Annotated in this window: 15 protein-coding genes and 1 pseudogene; 15 read left to right on the forward strand and 1 reads right to left on the reverse strand. The window is 39.7% G+C overall.

What is annotated here, in order from left to right; translation table 11 throughout:
• Positions 1 to 11 precede the first annotated feature (11 nt).
• The 15 genes and pseudogenes from DK428_RS08550 to DK428_RS08620 all read left to right on the forward strand — a co-directional run bounded on the left by DK428_RS08550 (position 12) and on the right by DK428_RS08620 (position 15,011).
• On the forward strand, positions 12 to 659 hold the full coding sequence (locus DK428_RS08550; RefSeq protein ID WP_109063648.1) for a formate hydrogenlyase complex iron-sulfur subunit: 648 nt from the start codon (positions 12 to 14) through the stop codon (positions 657 to 659).
• The gene (locus DK428_RS08555; RefSeq protein WP_109063649.1) at positions 656 to 1,432 is read left to right on the forward strand and encodes an NADH-quinone oxidoreductase subunit B family protein; all 777 of its coding nucleotides are present in this window, start codon (positions 656 to 658) and stop codon (positions 1,430 to 1,432) included. The genes DK428_RS08550 and DK428_RS08555 overlap by 4 nt, the downstream gene beginning before the upstream one ends.
• Positions 1,433 to 2,134: 702 nt before the next feature.
• A complete protein-coding gene (locus DK428_RS08560; protein ID WP_109063650.1) occupies positions 2,135 to 2,404 on the forward strand; it encodes a POTRA domain-containing protein in 270 nt (89 codons plus the stop codon).
• An 11-nt stretch (positions 2,405 to 2,415) separates the two neighbouring features.
• Entirely contained in the window at positions 2,416 to 7,206 is a 4,791-nt protein-coding gene (locus tag DK428_RS08565) for a two-partner secretion domain-containing protein (RefSeq protein ID WP_109063651.1), read from the forward strand.
• A gap of 22 nt (positions 7,207 to 7,228) precedes the next feature.
• A complete protein-coding gene (locus DK428_RS08570; RefSeq protein WP_109063652.1) occupies positions 7,229 to 8,173 on the forward strand; it encodes an Imm49 family immunity protein in 945 nt (314 codons plus the stop codon).
• 71 nt (positions 8,174 to 8,244) lie between these two features.
• The gene (locus DK428_RS11855) at positions 8,245 to 9,705 is read left to right on the forward strand and encodes a DUF637 domain-containing protein (protein WP_109092132.1); all 1,461 of its coding nucleotides are present in this window, start codon (positions 8,245 to 8,247) and stop codon (positions 9,703 to 9,705) included.
• Positions 9,706 to 9,721: 16 nt separating this feature from the next.
• Positions 9,722 to 10,108 carry a hypothetical protein gene (locus DK428_RS08580; RefSeq protein ID WP_109063654.1) on the forward strand — a complete coding sequence of 129 codons (387 nt, stop codon included), beginning with the start codon at positions 9,722 to 9,724 and terminating at the stop codon, positions 10,106 to 10,108.
• Positions 10,109 to 10,196: 88 nt separating this feature from the next.
• Positions 10,197 to 10,550 (forward strand): DUF596 domain-containing protein, encoded by a 354-nt coding sequence (locus DK428_RS08585; RefSeq protein WP_109063655.1) that lies wholly within the window; start codon positions 10,197 to 10,199, stop codon positions 10,548 to 10,550.
• Positions 10,551 to 11,125: 575 nt separating this feature from the next.
• Complete coding sequence (locus DK428_RS08590) at positions 11,126 to 11,533, forward strand: formate hydrogenlyase maturation HycH family protein (protein ID WP_109063656.1); 408 nt, start codon at positions 11,126 to 11,128, stop codon at positions 11,531 to 11,533.
• A complete protein-coding gene (gene hycI, locus DK428_RS08595; RefSeq protein WP_109063657.1) occupies positions 11,523 to 11,984 on the forward strand; it encodes a hydrogenase maturation peptidase HycI in 462 nt (153 codons plus the stop codon). Before DK428_RS08590 ends, hycI begins: the two co-directional genes overlap by 11 nt.
• Positions 11,985 to 12,125: 141 nt before the next feature.
• A pseudogene (locus DK428_RS08600) lies at positions 12,126 to 12,362 on the forward strand (integrase core domain-containing protein); the annotation flags it as partial.
• A 236-nt stretch (positions 12,363 to 12,598) separates the two neighbouring features.
• The gene (locus tag DK428_RS08605) at positions 12,599 to 13,039 is read left to right on the forward strand and encodes an HvfX family Cu-binding RiPP maturation protein (protein ID WP_109063688.1); all 441 of its coding nucleotides are present in this window, start codon (positions 12,599 to 12,601) and stop codon (positions 13,037 to 13,039) included.
• A gap of 34 nt (positions 13,040 to 13,073) precedes the next feature.
• Positions 13,074 to 13,310, forward strand: a complete 237-nt coding sequence (gene hvfA, locus DK428_RS08610) for an oxazolone/thioamide-modified RiPP metallophore HvfA (RefSeq protein WP_109063659.1) — start codon at positions 13,074 to 13,076, stop codon at positions 13,308 to 13,310.
• A 77-nt stretch (positions 13,311 to 13,387) separates the two neighbouring features.
• On the forward strand, positions 13,388 to 14,308 hold the full coding sequence (locus DK428_RS08615) for an HvfB family MNIO-type RiPP peptide maturase (protein ID WP_109063660.1): 921 nt from the start codon (positions 13,388 to 13,390) through the stop codon (positions 14,306 to 14,308).
• On the forward strand, positions 14,298 to 15,011 hold the full coding sequence (locus tag DK428_RS08620; RefSeq protein ID WP_109063661.1) for an HvfC family RiPP maturation protein: 714 nt from the start codon (positions 14,298 to 14,300) through the stop codon (positions 15,009 to 15,011). Before DK428_RS08615 ends, DK428_RS08620 begins: the two co-directional genes overlap by 11 nt.
• A 373-nt stretch (positions 15,012 to 15,384) precedes the next feature.
• On the opposite strand, the gene DK428_RS08630 is transcribed toward DK428_RS08620, so the two are convergent.
• The gene (locus DK428_RS08630; protein ID WP_109063662.1) at positions 15,385 to 16,470 is read right to left on the reverse strand and encodes an ATP-binding protein; all 1,086 of its coding nucleotides are present in this window, start codon (positions 16,468 to 16,470) and stop codon (positions 15,385 to 15,387) included.
• Between the last annotated feature and the right edge of the window lie 123 nt (positions 16,471 to 16,593).

Here is a 16,593-nt window from a genome sequence, read left to right on the forward strand (position 1 = left end):
CGAGGTGGAAAATGTTTAAGTTACTTAAAACCGTCTTTAAAACCGGTGATGCGACAACAAAATATCCGTTTAAACCTTACGAAGTCGATGATGATTTTAGAGGCAAACCGGAACTCAATTCCGATCAATGTATTGTGTGTGCTGCCTGTACGATGACGTGTCCGGCTAATGCGTTAACCATGCGAACCGATCCGGTCACGGGCGATCGTACATGGTCGCTGTTCCTTGGTCGTTGTATTTTTTGCGGACGTTGTGAAGAGGTTTGTCCAACTAAGGCCATTCGCTTGACACAAGACTTTGAATTATCGGTGAGCAATAAACAGGATCTTTTCCAAGAAACCACTTTTTCTACAGTGAGCTGTCAGGAGTGTGGTAAACCGTTTATTTCTTATAAAGAACTGAATTACACCATCGATTTATTCAACCAAAGTTTGGGCGATCCACAAGTCGTCAAACAAAAATTGAAAGTGCTGCATACTTGTCCGGTTTGCAAACGGCAGCATAGTTTGGAAAAAACCGCAAACATGGAATCCAATATGCGAATGAAATTAATCGATTTTAAAGAACCGGTGCGGCTGAATTTTGCCAAACGCATCGAACAACGGGAAGAAAGTGCGGTCGATTTTTCTAACGTTTTAGCAGGAGGCGAAAGACGATGAACACACAAATTCCAATGCCGGTTAACGGTATCTCAACGCCGTTTAGCGTTGATGAAAACATTGCGCAAATGAAAAAAACCTTGTTAAAGGACATTCAACGTTCCGCCTATGTGTATCGCGTGGACTGCGGCGGTTGCAACGGTTGTGAAATCGAGATTTTCAGCACCATCACCCCGACCTTCGACGCCGAGCGGTTCGGTATCAAAGTGGTGGCTTCGCCGCGTCATGCGGACATTTTGCTGTTCACCGGCGCCGTCACCCGCGCCATGCGAACCCCTGCCATGCGCGCCTACCAAGCGGCCCCTGATCCGAAAATTTGTATCGCCTACGGCGCTTGCGGTTGCGGCGGCGGGATTTTCCACGATCTTTATTGCGTGTGGGGCGGCTCCGATCAAATCGTGCCGGTGGACGTGTATATCCCGGGCTGCCCGCCGACACCGGCCGCCACCATTTACGGTTTCGCCATGGCGTTAGGCCTGCTTGATCAAAAACTCAAAGGCAAACAGGAAAAAGCCGACCCGAACGCCGAAGCCAAGTTGCGCTTTCCAAGCATTCCGCTGGATTTACGCATTAGCCTTGAGCGCGAAGCCCGTCGCCTTGCCGGTTATCGCCAAGGCGGCGACATCGCCAATCAATTTATGGCGATGATGTCGGAAGAGGACAAGGTACCGTTTGGTGTGCGCTTAGGCGAATATTTGGAACGGGAAGCGGATCCGCGCTTAAGCGAAATCGTAACGCGTTTGCATGCGATAAGTATGCCGTTTTCAGGGTAAGCAAGTAAGCAATGCGAGCTTGCCAATAGTGGCCCGACGGGTGGAAGAGACTGTTTTTTCAATTAAACCATACTTGAAAGTAGTTATTTTGCCCTCAGGGCTTCGTCCAGTTCCTCGTAAACGAGGGGAGCCAAGTTTTCCTTTATTATGTAGTTATGATGTTTCGAATAGCTGTGGTCTCCTGACCACGGTTGTTCGAAACACTATAGTATATTGGTATGACTAAATTTCTTTGTATAAAGAAGTACCATCTGTTTGGGATGACGCTTTATAGGATAAAAATGAAAACGATCATCTATTGTGCTGTCTCTATTTTTTAATTCATTAAATAATGAAATATTTTTTAATTATATTTTGTGAAATATATTGAAAAACTAGATTAGTGAGATAACTCTCCGCCAAAAGATAAATAGCATAAAAATAACTTTAATTCTCTGATTCGGAGGAGCCATGAATTTGTATCTGCATTATTCTTGTCCATTTTTACCTTTAATCACTTTACTTACTGGGTTTACATTTTCTTCTTTTTCTTATGCTGATACTATTCAGCAACAATCCATCCGCATTCAGCAACAACAAAACCAATTAGAACGACAATTAGCGTAAAGCACCGATATTCATCTATCCACACCGGAACAATCTACCGAACATTTTAATCTTTCTACACCTGAGCAACCTTGTATTCAGGTCAAGGCGTTATCCTTGAAAAATCCAATATCTGAGTTATCTTCTCTTATTCTGGAATTAACTCGTCAAACCGGTTTTAAATCGGGTATGTGTCTAGGGGCGAATGGCATTCAGTACTTACAGAACTTGGCACAAAACATCGTAATAGATAAAGGATTAATTACCACACAAATTGTGATTGAACCACAGGATCTCAATTCCGGCATGTTATTTCTTACCGCCGTCCCAGGATATATGGGAAAAATTAAATTTAATGAAACAGGGAAAAAACTGACCGCACTTTAACCTCAGGTTCGATGGAACGAAAGAAAAGTACAGCGCTTTCTGTCAATAAAGGATTAAAAACCAAAGTGTCGTTGATCACTTTATGTTTTCTGTACCAATCCATGTATCCTTGTTATGCCAACATCATTGCCGACTCGGCGGCACCGCAGAATCAGCGCCCGATTATTCTAAAGGACAGTGGCGGCAACCCGTTGATTAACATTCAAACACCGAATGCCAACGGATTAAGTCATAACCGTTATAGCCAGTTTGATGTAGCACAAAACGGGGCAACCTTTAATAACCAACGGGGCGATAATCCGCTTCTCGCGAAAGGTACGGCGAAATTAATCCTGAATGAAGTACGTTCCAATAGCCCCAGCAAACTGGAAGGCGCACTCGGCATAAGAGGCGCCAAGGCCGATGTAATTATTGCCAATCCCTCCGGTATCCAAGTCAATGGCGGCAGTTTTCAAAACGCAGGACGCGTGACCCTCACCACCGGCAGCCCGACGGTTAAAGACGGCACAGTCAAAGAAATTAATGTACAGAAAGGTCAGGTAACTATCGGTAATAAAGGCCTAGACAATCGCAGAACGGACTATACGGAAGTTTTGAGTCGCGCCGTGGTAATTCAAGGCAAATTACAAGCCAATCAGGTATCCGTACAAAGCGGCACACAACTCGTTGATTATGCCTCCGATAAAGCAAAAGCCACCAATAGCGGCGGTAGCAAACCAACGGTGGCGATTGATGTGGCGCAATTAGGCGGAATTTATGCCAACAGTATTGTACTTATCGCCAATGAAAACGGTGTTGGCGTAAAAAATGCAGGAACCTTAAAAGCCAATAATCGCTTGGTGTTAACCGCAGCCGGCAAATTAGAAAATAGCGGGGAAATAAGTGCGGTCAATAATTCGGATAAATCACCGGCGATCTTAATTGTACAAACCTCTGACAAAAACAACGATATTGTCTCTACTAAAGGCAAGCTTGAAGGTAAAAATAATGTCATTCTCAGCTCAAGCGGAAACATCAAATTATCCAATACGGAAGTGAAGCAATCGGATAAATCCGCAGGAACAGGTATTTTATTAAATGCACAAAATCATGTTGAAATTTCAGAAAGCAAACTGAATACGGCAAAAGGCGATATTTCAGTATTCGCCGATAAAAATATCACGGTAGCAAACAATACGGATTTTAGTGCTCAACAAGACATTGAATTGCATTCTAAGAATGGTAAGGTAAAGTTGGATACGTTGTTGGGAAATAAGATTGAGACGACGTATTCAGAAAAAAGAAGACTCGGAAGAACCATTAAAACGCCGATTACAACCGAGTATCTAATTGAAAAACCGGTTAAGTTAGAAGCGGGAAAGGATATTAAGATCATTGGTAATGAAGTTGAGGTTAATGCTGCGAAGTTTAATGCTAAGAGAGGAGATGTATCGTTAGTTAGTAAAAATAGAACGTTATCAATTAATGGAATAGCACAAAATTTCAACAATTACATTACTACTAAACATAATGAAAATCCAACAAAAGAAATCGCTTATATAAAAGAAAAAATCAAGATATTTACAAGCAATCCAAGTTATATTAACGCAAAAAACGACTATAACAGAGAATACTATTTTTATTATTCTCATGGAATGTTAGATGAAATTGACGATTCATTTTTAGAGTTAGAAAAGTATTTAAAACAGCTTGATTCTCAATTATTAGAATTAGAAGAAAAAGAAAGCAAGTTACAAAAAATAATATCAATCCTTACACAAAAAGCCCGAGGCCACGAATACACCCTCTCCGATCTAAAAGGCAAAAACATTAATTTAATCTCCGGTCAAGGTATTAACATTGAAGGGGCTAAATTAAATGCCGAACAGAAAGTCAATATTTATGCTTCTGGCGTATTGCCAAATAAAGAAGATCAAACACCGTCTTCTATTAATATTAATGGGCTGTTTGATACCTATGAATACGGCGGCGGCGATCATTATTCTTATGCGATTTTCAATAATCCGACCGTAATAAACGCGAAAAACGGCATTAACATTGTTTCTACGGATACCAAAAACGGCAATGTCGTGATTGGGACTTCCCTGCTATCAGCAGATAACGGCAAGATTTATGTGCAAGCTTATAACGATATCGTCATGCCGGCGGGACAAGGCGAGTTCTACGCGTATAACAAATACAGTTATAAAAGCGGCGGTCACCTGAATCGTAAGTACCATACGGATATCCATGAAGATCGTAATGCCAAAGCCGAACCGACGTTGCTAAGTGCTAAAGGAGGCATTGATCTCGTCGCAGGCGGCAATATTGATGCTTACGCTACCGTGTTTGACGCGCCAAAAGGCACGATTAACCTGACTGCCGGAAAAGCCCTACGCCTGTATGCCGTGGATGAAATCAGCTATTCCAAATTGGAAAGCCATAAGAAATCCAGATTTATCGGTATTTCCTATCATCATTCCCATGATTCCAGTACGGCACTGATGAAATCTGCGTTGCCAAGCCGATTAGTGGCACAAAGCACCAATTTAAAATCCGGTTGGGATACCGTATTGCAAGGCACCCAATTTGCTAACACGTTAACAGGCGCACATATTCAGGCGGGCGTAGGCGAAAAAGCACGGAAAGATGCCAAAATTTTGCTGCAAGGCATGAAATCCCTGATTCAAACGGAAGAACACCATAAATCCAGTTCAATGGTATGGCAAAGTATGTCGGGTAAAGGCGAGGTGATAGAAAACTTAACGCTGCCGACATTCAAAGGCAAACAACCGGTATTTCATGCTACCGGTGGCATTGTGGTTGATATTCCGAAAGGTAAACTGAAAGCTGAAATTGTCAAACTGCTTGCTAAACCTGAATACGCCTATTTAAAAGACTTACAAACCAATGAAAAAATTAATTGGAATGAAGTCGCCCTTGCGTATGACAAATGGGATTATAAACAACAAGGGTTAACCGGTGCTGGCGCGGCGTTAATTGCCATTGTGGTTGCGGTTGCTACTTATGGCGCAGGCTCGGCTCTCGCCGGTACTATCGCAGGAACAAGCTTATCCGCCGGTTCCGCTTCTGCCGCAATGGCGAATGCCGCATTCAGCTCCCTTGCCAGTCAAGCTTCCATTGCCGTTATCAACAATCGAGGCAATATGAGTGAAGCCTTAAAAGATTTAGGGCATAGCAGCACGGTAAAACAACTGGCGACTTCCGTCGTCACCGCCGGTGTTGCAAACCAAATCATTTCTTCAATGAGACTAAGCAATGTCACTGAATCCGGTTTATTAACCGACAGACTGCAAGTGAGTCTGATTAACGCCGGAACATCTGCTGTCGTCAACACTGCAATTAATGGCGGGAAATTAGACAAAGCGCTGGAAAACGCCATTGTTGCCGCACTTGCCGAAACCTTACAAGGTGAAGCCGCACAATATATCAAAGGCATAAAAGAAGGCGCCAATGCTAACACCTGGTATCACGAAGTCGCCCACAAACTCGCCCACGCCGCCGTAGGTTGTGCCGCCGCAAGTGCGAGCAAAGGAAAATGCCAAGATGGGGCTATGGGGGCTGCATTAGGGGAAGTGGTTGCGGAAATATTAGGCAAGCAAATTTATGGTGTTGATAATTCCAAACAGCTAAACCCGGATCAAAAGCGCATCGTATTAAATACGACAAGAATTATTGTCGGTTCTATTGCGGCATTAACCCATGCTGATGTATATAAAACGGTTGATACGGCGACAGTGACAATTCAAAACAACTATCTGGCAGACTGGCAAGAAATTCAAAAAAATCGCGAATTGGCTAACTGTAACGATTATCTATGCCGAATCAAAACAGAAGTTCGCTGGGCTGCAATTGGCACAGGACAAAACTTAAGTTTTGCTGCCGGAATGGTTGTCGGAGCACCTGAATTCTTGCAAGGAGAATTAAAAAACATTATTGAAGTGGCTTCCAGTCCGATAGAAACATTAAAGGCTATCAAGGTTATGCTACAACAGGACAATGCTCTCAAACAGATTGCCGCAAATATAAAACAAGGCTATATCAATAGAATTGACAGTCTAACGGCGAATCTTGAAAAAGCAGGTGCGGAAGGCGCCTATAATGCAGGTAGAGAGGCTGCAAGATTACTGGGTGATATTGTATTGACGATAGTTCCCGTGACAGGGGCAACAACTACCGGAGTCCGCATGGTTGGAAAAGGAATGGCTGTTGCCGGTAAAACCATAACTCATCAAGTGAACCGAGTTACAAATTTCACCGTATTAAACAAAGTGATTAAGGAAGTTGATAATATTGCCATATCAACAAATAACGGCTTTATAAATGCAACTAAAGTATGCAATACAGCTTGTGAAATTAAGCCGACGAATACTTTAGAGAAAAAATTACTTGATGACATTATTAAAAACGGAGATCCAAAGGGAGAAAAAACCGAACAGCTGATCAATGATTTGGCTCAACGCTCTGGTTATTCTCCATTACAAGGTGGCAAATATGGAAGTAACAATGGATTTGATCATGTTCTTTTAGGAAAAGATGGAACTGTAGTAATTATTGATAGTAAACCACTAAGAAATGGCTCGATCCAACTAAGTCCAAATGGTGTAGATAAAACAAATCAATTATCGGAAGATTGGATTAAAGCAGTAAGAGAGCGCTTATCATCAAATGATCCTGTAAAAGACCTACTAAGAGAAGCAGAACAAAATCATAAATCTGTTAGAACTCTTGTAGCTGGAATTGATAAAACAAATAATAAGGTATTTTTAGTACCAGTTAAAATACCAAATAAACTCCACTAACAACTAAAATAAGGAATAAATTATGAATAAAAACTATACTGTTTTTTTAGTAAGTGATTCTGATAGGAATTACCAAGATAGTGTGAAACATGTGATAGAAGATGCTAATTATGTGTATGAATGTAATTTAGATAAAAGATTAGGAATTAATGAACTATTAAGAACTATTGATTCTTGTATTGGTAATCCTATAGGTGCGATGAATATTATGTCAGACTATTATTTAGCTAAAGCTTCTAGTGATTTGTTACTTTATTCCGATGTAAAACTGTTTAAACAAGATGCATATGTTGGTGCAAAACTAGAAATTCTAGGTGCTAAAGATGTATTGGGTTGGATTTCTAGGACGAATACACGAAGTTTGTTTGCTCCCATAATGTCGGATAGTCCAGATTTAATAGAATATTTGATTAAACATAAAGATAGCTTTAAAGGTCATTATAAGCGTACTGAGCTTAGCAGCTTTTTTCTTCGCAATACTTTACTTGCTTTAGCTGGAGATTGGGAGATTTTAAAAGAAAGAACATTAATGTTTTTAAATGAAGAAAAACTTCCTAAATCGGAGCAAAAACGTATTCCTGATCATGAGTTTTATTTAGCATTATGTAATCAAGATAAGATCAGTATGGAAGCCGCATTAAATAAATTACTTGAACCAAAAATGGCAAAAAAAGCTGTTTATGCTTGTAATGTATGGTTCGATTTTTATTTACAAGTGCAAGTCGTATTATATGGAAAAATCGCTTCAATCCACGGTTTCGATTTAAATATTGATAGCCCGATTGCACCGAAAGAACTCATTAAATATGACCCGCTTCCTCATTATGAAGATCCGTATGATTTTATGAAGGAATTCGATTATAACCGCCCGCAACAAGAATGGATCGATATGTGGCAAGAGCGAATGCGTATAGCCACTGAAAAAGCCAAGAAGAAAAAAGGATTCTTCTCTTGGTTTAGGCGTTAAGTGAAGAAGAAAAGTGCGGTAAATTTCGACCGCACTTTTGAATCATTAAGCACCAATAAGTTTCCATTACCATGATCAACAACCGAGGCAATATGGGGGCAGCCTTAAAAGATTTAGGACAGAGTAGCACGGTAAAACAACTGGCGACTTCCGTCGTCACCGCCGGTGTTGCAAGCCAAATTATTTCTTCAGTGGGGTTAAGCAACGTCACCGAATCCAATTTATTAACCGACAGACTACAAGTGAGCCTGGTTAACGCCGGAACATCTGCTGTCGTCAACACCGCGATTAATGGCGAGAAATTAGACAAAGCGCTGGAAAACGCCATTGTTGCCGCGCTTGCCGAAACCTTACAAGGTGAAGCCGCACAATATATCAAAGGAATAAAAGAAGGCGCCAATGCTAACACCTGGTACCACGAAGTCGCCCACAAACTCGCCCACGCCGCCGTAGGTTGTGCCGCCGCAAGTGCGAGCAAAGGAAAATGCCAAGATGGGGCTATGGGAGCGGCGTTAGGGGAAGTGGTTGGTGAAATCTTACTTAACGGCAGAGATCCTAAAGATATTGATAAAATAGAACGTGAGAAACTTATTGATAAAGCTACCATTGTTGTCGGAACAATCGCAGCACTAACCAATAAAGATGTTAATGTATCAACATCAGTTGCTAAAATCGCTTTATTAAATAATACGTTCTTTATCCCTAAATCACCGGCTGAAATGGAGAATCTAAAGAACTATACCAAACTGGAAAAGATGGAATCTTATGAAAAAGCGAAAGCAAAAACCGATGCGGAAATGACGGCATTAGCTCATACGCTGGTCGAAATTGGGATAGATATGACACCAATAGTTGGCGATATAAAAGGATTCTATGAATCAGAAACTGTTACCGACTATTTGTTGAGCACCCTAGCCCTTATACCTGGCGCGGATGCCATAAAAGTGCCGTTAAAACAAATAAAAGAATTAAATACCGCAGTAAAATCTGCCAAAGCAGTAGGAAATGTAAAAGAAGCAGAAAGACTACAAAATATTCTTGCCAATCAAGTTGTACCAAATACTGTAGAATCTATTTATTCATCAAGAGAGGTGAGAAATCTATTAGAAAACAAATATGGCAAAGCCAATATTGTGTCAAAAACGGTTCCACCGATGAGTATGCCAAATGTAAAATTAGCTGGAAAAAGACATCCGGAAACAAAGGTTCCATTTGATGTTAAAGGCTTCCCTATATTTGATGATATTGCCAAATATGACACGCGATTAGATATCAACCAATTTAGAGCCTCTTCTTATAATGAACAAATGAGAATGGCGACAAGAGATCTGTATAAGCATTTGGGTGAGGATGGTATAAAAAAACAATTCAATGCAGAACAAGTTGCTGCTATTAAAGCTGGTAAGGAAAAAATCCCTAATTATACTTGGCATCATCACCAAGATACAGGAAGAATGCAATTAGTTCCATCCAAATTACATGCTGAAACAGGACATATTGGAGGAAATAGTATGGAAAATGGTAATAAATAGATTTTAAGGAGGACAAATGAAAGGATTTAATAAAGAAGATTCTAGTATATTAGGGTTTGTTATATATTGTGAAGGTATAGCAATTACATTTAATGAGTTTAAAGAGTATCTATATTTTGTTATAAAAAATAATAGTATAGATGATCTGCCTAATTTTATATGGGATCTTATTGATTTAGAGGAAGAAAATAAGTTACATATATACGATATAATTGGTTTTGCTACCAGTGATAATTTTACAAAAGGTGAAATTATGGCTATGTATGGAATAGGAATAAAACGATTTGGAGAAATATATGATATGCCAATATCTAAAAAAGCAGCATTAAAAGCGCTAGACCAACATCCAAGCATTTTAAAACGCTTTAAGGAAACATTCCCTTTTATAAAAATAGAAGACTAGTCATTTTTTCTATCGGCGCACTCTTCATAGAGTGCGCCCTTATGACTTAGTTATTTATAAAATAACAATTTATAGTAAGGATAATGATATGCAGGAAAACATTAGAAATGAGATATTAAACTATTCTAAAGGCTCCCCATTATTTTCATTATTCAATCAATATCAAGCCATCATGGGTGATATATATGAAAAACCAGAAATAAAAGAAATGTTTCTCAGTTTTATGACTGAATTAATAAAAGATGGGGAATTAAAACTAGCTAAACATAGCAAATTTCTAGAAGGATCGCCTGAAGAACAAGTAGATTTATTCAGAAAAGCCTGGCCCAAAAGCTATAGTAAAGATGAGCCTGATAAGGATATTGATTTATTATGGTGGATTTGCGTTGCACCTGCCGGAGCAGTTTGGATCTACCCTGATGGCTGGGAAGAATGGACTTAATTAAGTATCCAACAGTATAAACGGGTCAGTTTTAAATGTAACAAGGTATATTAAAGTGCGGTCGAAATTTCCAACGTTTTAAAAACGCCTCAAAAAACCACCGCACTTTTTTCTTGATGATTTAAATAGCAACTATTGCTTTATTATAAATTTTATAAATACTAATAAGTAATATAATATATTTATGTTTCAAATTGCTGCACTTTTCCTACTATGCTGAAAGCAAAAATTAGGGTACTCATTAGGAAAGCAAAGATGTTAGAAATGCTATTAATATACTGATATTCTTAAATATTTTACCTCCCCTGCTTGCAGGGGACAAAACGCAAAGCGTTTTAAGCGTTGGCTTTACCAACGGCCCCAACGAGGTGAGCAAGTAAGCCATGCGAGCTTGCGAATAACGTGCCCGAAGGGCGGAAGGGGGCTGTTTTTTCAATTAACCCATACTTGAAAATCGTGATTTTGCCCCCCTCAGGGCTTCGCCCGTAAACGAGGGGGAGCCAAGTTTTTCCTTTAGGGGAAATTTATTACTCTCGGATATACTCAGACCGTATCCGTCGTTATAAGGACATACCATGACAACGAAAGTCTTTTTCTATTTATTAAACGAGCGTTTCGTCGAGAACGACGAGCAAATTCCCGAACAAGCGCAGCAAGTGATGTATTATTCCTTGGCGATTGGCCACCATGTGGGTGTGATCGATTGCTTTAAAAAGTTGCTGATTTGCGACTACGAGGATTATCAACGTTTCGTGGCAAGTTTCCCGGAAGGGGAGGCGAAACGCAAATTGGCGGGCTTGATGAAATTCGGCGAAATCGTGATTGATTCAAGCCATGTAAATTTGTTTGCCAAAGCCATTGACGCAAACAAAGGGAATTTTGGCGCCGAACACCAGCAATGGGCGGAAATTTTAATGGACACCTTGGCTTCCATTCAACGCGAGCCGGTGATGTATATTATGGTGAAACGTCGTGACGAATAAAAACCTCATTTTGACCGTCGGCAACAGCATGATGGGCGATGACGGCGCGGGGCCTTATTTGTATCGGTTGCTGAGCGAAAATCCGCTGGAAAATTGGACTGCACTTGACGGCGGATCCGCGCCGGAAAACGTCGCGCACATCGTGCGTGAGCTTAAGCCTGAGTTCCTGCTGATTTTCGATGCTGCCGATATGGAATTGTCGCCGGGCAAAATCCGGATCATCGAAAAAGACGCCATCGCTGAGATGTTTTTCATGAGCACGCATAACATGCCGCTCAATTTCCTCATTGAGCAATTAGAACAGGATATTAAAAAAATCGTCTTTGTGGGCATCCAACCCGACCTCGTTTCCTTCGGCTTCCCGATGACCGACGCGGTGAAAGACTCCGTCGAATTTTTCTATCAATTTCTCAAAGAAAACGGTGACTTTTCTGAGATCACGGTGTTGTGAAAAGTGGAAAAGTGCGGTGGGTTTTCAAGATATTTTCGGTATTATGTAGCAGTTGCACAAAGTCCGAAAATTGACTAATTTACCGCATAAATTTTCTATTTTTTCAAACTCAAGGTGTAGCTATTCCTCCCAACCTTCATTCAGGTAACCCAAAGTATGAGTCGCCGAGGTAACTGTTGGGATAATGCTCCAATGGAGCGTTGGTTACGCAGCTTTAAATATGAATGGATGCAAGAGGGCGACTATCTAACCTTGGGGCAAGCGATGGACGATGTGAGAGCTTATGTGATGTATTACAATTTTGTTCGCCCACATCGTTACAATCAAGGTTTGGCGCCTGTTTTAACAAAAAAAACCTATCGGGGACTGTTGAATTAGCTGATCACTACATTAATCAGTAAAAGATAAAAGGGCGAAGATTATTAGAATCTCTGCCCTTAATGTTATCTGCATTTTTACAAAAAATAATATTTTCAATTTTTTGAAAAAAAAGTGTAAGAAAAAAGGCTTATCTCCGACTAATAGAATAACTAGGAAGCATTTCCTACCATAATGAACTAAATAGTTTCATAAAATAGGTAATCAATCAGAGGAAAAAAATGAAAGATTGTAAGATGCAAGATATCAGCAGCGGCGTGAGTTTATTGATTTTACGCTTTTTTCTTGCGTGGGAATTTTTAGAGGCAGGGTTAGAAAAATGGAATGGTCAAAATTGGTTTACTGAAATACAAGATCGTTTTCCTTTTCCATTTAATCTTATTCCAGCCGATATTAATTGGCACGTTGCAATGGGATCTGAATTAATTTTCCCATTCTTGCTGATATTTGGGGTGCTAACACGTTTTAGTGCATTAAGTTTAACGATTTTAATCTCTGTCGCGTGGTATAGCATTCACGCCGATTCAGGTTATAACGTTTGTGATAATGGTTATAAATTACCCTTAATTTATGTGGTAACTTTATTAATCTTAATTACGCAGGGAGCAGGGAAACTCTCTTTAGACACGCTTATTAAGAAGGTTTATCCAACTAAAAGCTGGTTGAAATTCCTCTAACTATATATTCAATATCAAATTCTAGGAGATTTAAATGAAAAAATTATCCACTTTAGCCGCATTAGCAGGAGCATTAACGATGACAGTAGCTACTGTTGCACACGCTGAGCCAAAATCAAGCAGTACAGATAAAGCTGCAACACCTTGTGTGGGTGATAAATGTGTGAAAACAAAAGCTGCAGAAGGTAAATGCGGAGAAGGCAAATGTGGCGCAAACGAAACGAAAGCCGCAGAAGGTAAATGTGGTGAAGGTAAATGCGGTTCTAAATAATCGTATTTAAATCTAGATGCCATGCATAACACTGGTGTAAATTTACACCAGTGTTGTATTAAAAGGAGTAAATAATTATGTTACAAGGTGCAGGATTAGGGTATCGCCGAGATTTAGCGGATGATTTTTTGAATTTATCATCAAATAATGCGATTCAGTTTATGGAAATTGCTCCAGAAAATTGGGTAAAAATGGGGGGGGCTGCTCGTTATAAATTTGATCAGGCAGCGGAAAAATATCCACTTGCGGTACACGGACTATCACTTTCATTAGGCGGGCAAGCACCTCTTGATCGCGAGTTATTAAAAAATACTAAAGCATTAATGACTCAATATAATTCGACATTTTTTTCTGAACATTTGAGTTATTGTGAATGTGAAGGGCATTTATATGATTTATTACCTATGCCATTTACAGAAGAAGCTGTAAAACACGTAGCACAGAGAATCCGCTATGTGCAAGATTTTTTAGAATTACAAATTTCATTAGAAAACACCTCTTATTATTTACACTCTCCCACCAGCACAATGAATGAAGTAGAATTTTTAAATGCTATTGCACAAGAAGCGGATTGTGGTATTCATTTAGATGTAAATAATATTTATGTAAATGGCGTCAATCACGGTTTACTTGATCCTTATGTTTTTTTAGAACAAGTAAATGTGAAACGTGTCAATTACATTCATATTGCCGGACACGACGAAGAACATTCTGCAGCACAAGTTGTGGAGGATTTAGAAGGAGAATCATTTAATAAAATAAAAGGAGCATATCGCTATTTACCAGAGTTATTAATTGATACGCACGGTGAGGCAGTAAAAGGTACTGTGTGGGATTTATTAGAATATGCCTATCAACGACTACCTGCCATTCCGCCAACATTATTAGAGCGTGATTTCAATTTCCCTCCATTTGCAGAACTTTATGCTGAAGTTGAACATATTGCACAACTACAGCAAAAATATGCTCAAAAAGAGGTAATATCCTATGCAGCCTAAACCTTCGCTTATTGAAACACAAAAAGCACTTGCCACAGCAGTTCGATCGGCTAATGCTCAACCTCTAAATGGTTATGCTCCGAATCGCCTTGCTGTTTATGCTCGTTTAGTTCGAAATAACATCTTTGGTTTTATTGACCGTTGTTTTGTTGAAGCGCCTAAACACGTTTCTGCTGAGAGTTGGTCTCAGACAAAAGAAATGTTTGTATTAACAGGAAAATCACATTCTCCTTATTTTCAAGATATTGCTGGAGAATTTCTCTTATTTTGTCAAGAAAAAGAGAGTTTTGATGCCAATATACTGGCATTGATGGATTTTGAAAATACTCAATTACTTGCAGAAGTTTCTTTAGCAAAAGTACCTGAAAAATTTGAGTGGAATAAGTATAGCGTAATGCAGTTATCTGATGCAGCTTATTTAAAAAGCTATGAAGTCGATTTTTTATCAAGCGATTTTAAACAATTTGATAAAAAACCTATGCAAGCTGTTATATGGCGGGATAGCGATTTTAATATTCTGCAACAACGCTTATCTGAACTTGACTTTTGGCTATTAAGTTATATACAAGAACAACCTTCGTCTTTAGAAGATGTATTATCTGCCTTGAATACCGTAGTTGAAGATAGCACCCCCTTAATTCCATTATTGGAAAACACTTGGGTGAATTGGATTAATGCTGAAGTGCTTTATCCCAAAGTATGAGTCGCCGAGGTAACTGTTGGGATAATGCCCCAATGGAGCGTTGGTTTCGCAGCTTTAAATATGAATGGATGCAAAGAGGGCGACTATATAACCTTGGGGCAAGCGATGGACGATGTGAGAGTTTATGTGATGTATTACAATTTTGTTCGCCCACATCGTTACAATCAAGGTTTGCCACCTGTTTTAACAAAAACAACCTATCGGGGACTGTTGAATTAGCTGATCACTACATCCCTATTGAGTTAAAATTTCAATAGGAATTTTAAGGTTTTTAATCGGTTAAACCTTTGTGCAACTGCTGCATAATACCGGATATTTTAAAAAACGTCCGCAAAATCCACCGCACTTTGATCTACAAAATAGAACATTCATTTCAATCAACCAGCACATGATCCACTAACCATTGATTAAACAATCCGCTGTTTAATGTTAATCGACCGTCAATTTGCTTGGTAGCGAGTTCCTTATTCATTAATTTCTTTATATTCGTTTGCATTGTGCTGGTGGACACGGCGCCGCTTAATCCGAGAATGTCGGCAATTTGTCGGCGAATTTCCTGTTTGTATAAAGCGGATTCGCCCCGTTGTATGCAAAGCAAAATTTGTTGTTCTAAGGCGGTTAGGTTTTGCCATTCTTTGCTGTAGTCCGAGCCTTCGTGAATTTGGCTTAAACGAGATTCGGCGGCCTCTTCGAGGGGCAAACTCGGATCAATAATCATGTCTTGCGTAATGGCCCGCAAATAGAGCGGGGTGAATTGGAGTTTTTCAAATAACGCAAAAAATGTCGTTTTATCAATTTTGTTTCCTGTGCGGCGTTGATAAATGTCGGCTAAATAATCGGTAAATTTTTGATCCAAGGTGGGAAATTTGATGGTGTGAGAAAAATGGAAAAACGGCGCTTTGATGTCGTCGAAAATTTCTCGTAAGCCGTTGGTTGATGAGCCGGTGAAGATCACTTTAACCTTGCTTTTATTGGTATCCAACCCTGTCCGTAAAGAGCGAATCAGCCCCTCGGTTTTGGGAATGCGCGCCAGTTCCTGTACTTCGTCTAGTAACATTAATGTGGGTTTGTTATCCTTGGCGATTTCATCAATGAGGACGTTTATCGGTAATTCCGGTATGTCGGTTTCGGCTTTTTCGATACCGACGCCCAAGATATTGACGCTTTTGATGTCTTTTAAGGCGGACGTCGGGCTGATTTCACTTAAGAATTTTATGAGCGCTTGGCGGAATTCGTTTTGAATGGCTTCTCTGTGTTCGTTCATGAAACTGAAATAGAACACATTAAAACCGCGTTCCGTGGCGGATTTGCTCACATCGTTTAGCAGAAATTGGGTTTTCCCCATTCGACGCGGCGCAAATAGGGTGAAAGCGGAGCTAATGCCTTCTTCAAGATTGCGAACCAATAAATCCGCCAGTTCGGTTCTCGGGTAGTAAAGCGGATCGGATTTTACTTTCATTATGTGCCTCGCTATGTTTTATTATGTTTACTTAGCATAATTATGTTTTAGTTGCATAATTTTACATAATTACGACGTAAAAACAATATCCTTACAATTTCTAAAAGAATTTATTCAAAACCT

Origin of the sequence: Aggregatibacter kilianii (genome assembly GCF_003130255.1) — a bacterium.
Classification (GTDB): domain Bacteria; phylum Pseudomonadota; class Gammaproteobacteria; order Enterobacterales; family Pasteurellaceae; genus Aggregatibacter; species Aggregatibacter kilianii.

Coding starts and splice junctions, on each gene's coding strand:
- hvfA (WP_109063659.1), top strand. CDS start 13,074: ATGAAAAAATTATCCACTTTAGCCGCATTAGCAGGAGCATTAACGATG.
- DK428_RS08615 (WP_109063660.1), top strand. CDS start 13,388: ATGTTACAAGGTGCAGGATTAGGGTATCGCCGAGATTTAGCGGATGAT.
- DK428_RS08565 (WP_109063651.1), top strand. CDS start 2,416: ATGGAACGAAAGAAAAGTACAGCGCTTTCTGTCAATAAAGGATTAAAA.
- DK428_RS08570 (WP_109063652.1), top strand. CDS start 7,229: ATGAATAAAAACTATACTGTTTTTTTAGTAAGTGATTCTGATAGGAAT.
- DK428_RS08580 (WP_109063654.1), top strand. CDS start 9,722: ATGAAAGGATTTAATAAAGAAGATTCTAGTATATTAGGGTTTGTTATA.
- DK428_RS08620 (WP_109063661.1), top strand. CDS start 14,298: ATGCAGCCTAAACCTTCGCTTATTGAAACACAAAAAGCACTTGCCACA.
- DK428_RS08585 (WP_109063655.1), top strand. CDS start 10,197: ATGCAGGAAAACATTAGAAATGAGATATTAAACTATTCTAAAGGCTCC.
- DK428_RS08605 (WP_109063688.1), top strand. CDS start 12,599: ATGCAAGATATCAGCAGCGGCGTGAGTTTATTGATTTTACGCTTTTTT.
- DK428_RS08590 (WP_109063656.1), top strand. CDS start 11,126: ATGACAACGAAAGTCTTTTTCTATTTATTAAACGAGCGTTTCGTCGAG.
- DK428_RS08555 (WP_109063649.1), top strand. CDS start 656: ATGAACACACAAATTCCAATGCCGGTTAACGGTATCTCAACGCCGTTT.
- DK428_RS08550 (WP_109063648.1), top strand. CDS start 12: ATGTTTAAGTTACTTAAAACCGTCTTTAAAACCGGTGATGCGACAACA.
- DK428_RS11855 (WP_109092132.1), top strand. CDS start 8,245: ATGATCAACAACCGAGGCAATATGGGGGCAGCCTTAAAAGATTTAGGA.
- DK428_RS08630 (WP_109063662.1), bottom strand. CDS start 16,470: ATGAAAGTAAAATCCGATCCGCTTTACTACCCGAGAACCGAACTGGCG.